The organism is Actinoplanes sp. NPDC051633 (assembly GCF_040681735.1).
In the GTDB taxonomy this organism is placed as follows: domain Bacteria; phylum Actinomycetota; class Actinomycetes; order Mycobacteriales; family Micromonosporaceae; genus Actinoplanes.
In genome coordinates, this window is record NZ_JBFAZH010000647.1 from 1 (window position 1) to 4,577 (window position 4,577).

At 67.9% G+C, this 4,577-nt stretch carries 4 protein-coding genes; all 4 read left to right on the plus strand.

Translation table 11 applies throughout. The features are described 5' to 3' along the window. Positions 1 to 1,865: sulfatase-like hydrolase/transferase (locus tag AB0M20_RS28750; protein WP_364303440.1), on the plus strand; the 1,865-nt coding region annotated here is incomplete at its 5' end. A gap of 489 nt (positions 1,866 to 2,354) precedes the next feature. After that, complete coding sequence (locus tag AB0M20_RS28755; RefSeq protein ID WP_364303441.1) at positions 2,355 to 2,816, plus strand: pyridoxamine 5'-phosphate oxidase family protein; 462 nt, start codon at positions 2,355 to 2,357, stop codon at positions 2,814 to 2,816. A gap of 461 nt (positions 2,817 to 3,277) precedes the next feature. Then, positions 3,278 to 3,841, plus strand: a complete 564-nt coding sequence (locus AB0M20_RS28760) for a dihydrofolate reductase family protein (RefSeq protein WP_364303442.1) — start codon at positions 3,278 to 3,280, stop codon at positions 3,839 to 3,841. A 367-nt stretch (positions 3,842 to 4,208) separates the two neighbouring features. Beyond that, the coding region (locus tag AB0M20_RS28765) for an FAD-dependent monooxygenase (RefSeq protein ID WP_364303443.1) at positions 4,209 to 4,577 on the plus strand (369 nt) is incomplete at its 3' end.

The window sequence follows — 4,577 nt, forward strand, 5'->3', positions numbered from 1 at the left end:
GCCGCGGCTTCGACCGGTTCTACGGCTTCCTCGGCGGCGACACCAGCCAGTGGTATCCGGATCTGATCTCCGACAATCATCAGGTCGAGCCGCCGGCGACTCCGGAGCAGGGCTACCACCTGAGCGCCGATCTGGCCGACAAGGCGATCGCGTTCATCGCCGACGCCAAACAGGTCGCCCCGGACAAGCCCTTCTACCTGCACTTCTGCCCCGGCGCGACGCACGCCCCGCACCATGTAGCGAGGGAGTGGGCGGACCGCTACCAGGGCCAGTTCGACGACGGCTGGGACGCCTACCGCGAGCGGGTCTTCGCCCGGCAGAGGGAGCTGGGGGTGGTCCCGGCCGGCGCGGAACTGTCCCGGCACGACCCGGACGTGCCGACCTGGGATTCGATGTCGCCGGACGCCCGCCGGCTCGCCAGCCGCAGCATGGAGGTCTTCGCGGGCTTCCTGTCGCACACCGACCACCACATCGGCCGGCTGCTCGACTTCCTGCGGGAAACCGGTCAACTGGACAACACGCTGATCATGGTCGTCTCGGACAACGGGGCAAGTGCGGAAGGCGGGCCGGGCGGCACCACCAATGAGACGCAATTCTTCAACAACGCCCCGGAGCCGCTGGAGGACAGCGTGGCCCGGATCGACGAGCTGGGCGGCCCGACAACGTTCAACCACTACCCGTGGGGTTGGGCCTGGGCGGGCAACACGCCGTTCCGCCGCTGGAAGCGTGAGACCTACCGCGGCGGCGCCTGCGACCCCTTCCTCGTTCACTGGCCGAGCGGCATCAGTGCCCGCGGTGAGGTGCGCAGTCAGTACGCCCACATCGTCGACATGGTGCCCACAGTTCTCGACGCGTTCCACCTGCAGCCACCGGCCGCCATCCGCGGCGTCACCCAGGCGCCGATGCACGGGGTCAGCTTTGCGCACACGTTCGACGACGCCGGCGCGGCGTCCCGACACCACACCCAGTACTTCGAGATGTTCGGCCACCGCGCCCTCGACCACGACGGATGGCGGGCGGTCTGCCCGTGGCCGGGACCGTCGTTCGCCCAGGCCGGCCGGCCCTTCGGCTCGCCGATCCCGGCCCAGGTTCTCAGCGACCTGGACGCCAACGCGTGGGAGCTCTACCACGTCGCCGAGGACTTCGCCGAGAACCACGACGTCGCCGGCCAACACCGGGACAAGCTCATCGCGTTGATCGCCCAGTGGTACATCGAAGCCGGCAAGTACGGCGTGCTACCGATCGACGGCAGCGCCGTGGAACGGCTGATGACCGAACGCCCGCAGATCACTAGGGACCGGACCAGCTACACGTTCTGGCCCGGCACCCAGATGCTGCCGTACGCTGTCGCCCCGAAGGTCCTCAACCGCCCGCACAGCATCACCGCAGACGTGGAAATCCCTACCGGCGGCGCCGCAGGGGTGCTGCTGTGTCAGGGCGCCAACTCCAGCGGCTTCTCGCTCTACCTCAAGGACGGCAGGCTGCACTACGCCCACAACTACGTCGGCCGTGCCGTCTACACCGCGTCCTCGCGGGAACCCGTGCCGGAGGGCCGGCACACGCTGCGCTTCGAGTTCGAACCCACCGACAAGCCGGACATCGCCCAGGGCAAGGGCGCCCCAGGACGGGCGCAGCTCTACATCGACGGCGAACTGGTAGGCGAGACCGACATGCCGGTCACGACCCCGATCATGTTCAACCCCGGCGGCATGAGCTGCGGCGCCAACCCGAGCTCGCCAGTGACCCCGGACTACCAGTCACCGTTCCGCTTCACCGGCACCCTGCACAGCGTGACGGTCGACGTCAGCGGTGAGCTGATCACCGACACCGACAGCGAGATCCGCATTGCGATGGCGCGGCAGTAATCGCAGCGACCGAGCCAGCCGCGTTGCCCGACAGTGTCTGACAGGCTGGCAGGGACCCCACTGCCAGCCTGGCCTGATCCACTTCACTCTGCCGGTCAAGCGGGCCGACATGGCCGTGCCCGCCGTCGCCGGTATCCAAAGAATGCCACGCATGAGGCCTCGTGTAATCGAGCGACAGACCGGCAATGGTCGTTGCCAAGAGAACCACTACCGACCCCCTGCGCTGGGCGTGCCACGACGACACAGCCTGCTTGATGGCTTGACCCCTACGTGACCCCAACGGACCGCAAATCCGGCACCGATGGCAAGAGCGGCCAAGCTGCCGAGCCGTGGTCAGCGCCCATGACCACGGCTCGGCGGGTGTCCTCTTAACCCGCTGGCCGGATCGCCGTCGCCTTGCGGACCACGGACTTGCCAGCCGGTCCGCGTGAGGAGAAGGATGACCGAGGGCCCTGCGGGCGCCGGGTCCCGGCGTGAGGAGCCAAGACAATGGCGCAGCAGAGCGATTTAGCCCTCCTCCAGGACCCAGTGGCAGAGGAGCTGCTGATATCGCAGCAGTTGGCGCGGCTGGCCTATGCGTGGACCGACGGCACGCCGCGCGTGGTGCCGATCTGGTTCCACTGGGACGGTCGGGTCGTCACCCTCGGCACGCCGGTTCGGGCACCGAAGTTGCGGGCCCTCGCCAGCAATCCCAACGTCGGCCTGACCATTGACGACTCAACCTCCTGGCCGTACAAGGCGTTGCTCCTCCGCGGCCAGGCCTCTGTCGAGATGCTCGACGACGTTTCCCCCGAGTACGCGGCCTCGGCCCGCCGCTACTTCGGGGAGACCCAGGGCGACGCTTGGGTAAGTCAGCTACGAGGACAGCCGATGGCGCGGATCTCCATCGAGCCCACCTGGGTTCGAGTGCTGGACTTCGTGACGCGCTTTCCCAGCGCGCTGTCAGCGTGACGAGTTCGCGCTACCGACGCCCGATGACGCCTGCGCCGCCCGCTGGCAGTGGTGGGGGTGGCCGCATCACCCGTACAGCCATCCGTACAGCCAAGCCGCCCCGTTGACGCCGACATCGGCCGACACCGGCAGACAGGCTGAGCAGGAACCCGCTCCCCTGCCAGCCGGTCCTGATCTACTTCTAACCCGACGGTCGTTCGACGAGATCGAAGCGGACGTTGCGCGTTGACCGTGCGGGAGGGGAGTGACCAAGATCAGGCCGTCTCCGGGCCGTGGGAGGGGAACCACGGGCACCCAACGTCGACAACTGGTGACGATCGAACCGCCAGGTCAGGCGACGTTCCGCCCGGTTCGCCCAACAGCGTCCACGAGTAGGATTAATGCAACGCCAAGTAGCCGGTAGGGTGCCTGCGTCGAGCTGTTTCGTCTCTCGAGACCGACTGGCAGAAGGGCATGGCGCCGTGCGGAAGCTGGTCTACGGCATGAACGTGTCCCTGGACGGTTTCATCGCCGCGCCGGGTGACGACATCGGCTGGAGCGAGCCGAGCGACGAGCTGTTTCAGTGGTGGCTCGACCAGGAGCGGGCCATTGGTCTGTTCCTGTACGGGCGCAGGTTATGGGAGACCATGAGTTCCTACTGGCCGACCGGCGATCAGCAGCCGGGCGCCACCCCGGCGCAGGTCGAGTTCGCGCGCAACTGGCGGGACACGCCGAAGGTGGTGTTCTCGTCGACGGTCGACAAGGTTGACTGGAACACCCGTGTGGTCACCGGCGACGCGGTCGAGGAGATCACCCGGCTCAAGGCCGAGGACGGCGAGCCAATGCGCGTCGGTGGGGCAACGCTCGCCGGCGCGGCCATGCGTGCCGGGCTGGTCGACGAGTACGAGATCGTGACCCACCCGGTGCTGGTGGGCGGTGGCAAACCGTTCTTCACGGCGGTGGACAGCTGGGTGACATTGAACCTGGTGGAGACGCAGACGTTGCCCGGCGGGGTCTTGATGACCAGGTACGAGACGAGGCGGTAAGCGTCCGGCATGTCCGGTCAGTCGGTCGCGCAACCGTGTCGGCCATTCCGATGCAACAAGTCCGGCCGGCCACTGCGCATGCCGGCGGATGCGGGTCAGGTCGTCGGGGAAGCGGCCGGTGGCATGGGCCCGACCCTGCTGACCCGCAGCCCTGAGCGGCCCAAGTGCCCATACGTCATCTCGTCGCTCATGGCGCGAGCATACGTATGATGGTCGGGCTTGCAGCTGATCGTGACACCGCCCGAGGAGGTGAGACCCCATGAAGCTGTATCGATGTGGGTGCTCCCCCTTCCCGTCACGGGTTGGCGATTGATGTAGGTGTCGCCGGGAGCGCCTTTCCGCCAGGCACTCCCGGAGGGCAACACCCATGGAATCTCTGCCGTTCAGCGGCGATACGGTCGAGCGCACGCCCCACGACGTGATCATTGCCGGCTGCGGGCCGGCCGGCGCGATGCTCGCCGCCGAACTGCGGCTGCACGATGTGCGGGTGCTCGTCCTGGAGAAGGAAACCGAGCCCGTGTCGCTCGCCCGCATCGTCGGGCTGCACATCCGCAGTCTCGAGCTGCTGGCGATGCGCGGGCTGCTGGACCAAATCGCCGAACGCGGCCGGCGGCGTCCGGCCGGCGCCTACTTCGCCGCCATCGACAAACCCGCGCCCCACGGCCTGGACACCGCGCACGCCTATCTGCTGGGCATCCCGCAGCCGGACGACGACCGGCTGCGGGATGCCCAGCAG

Bases quoted from the DNA above. Each gene is read 5' to 3' on its own strand.
- AB0M20_RS28755 (WP_364303441.1), top strand. From the start codon at position 2,355: ATGGCGCAGCAGAGCGATTTAGCCCTCCTCCAGGACCCAGTGGCAGAG.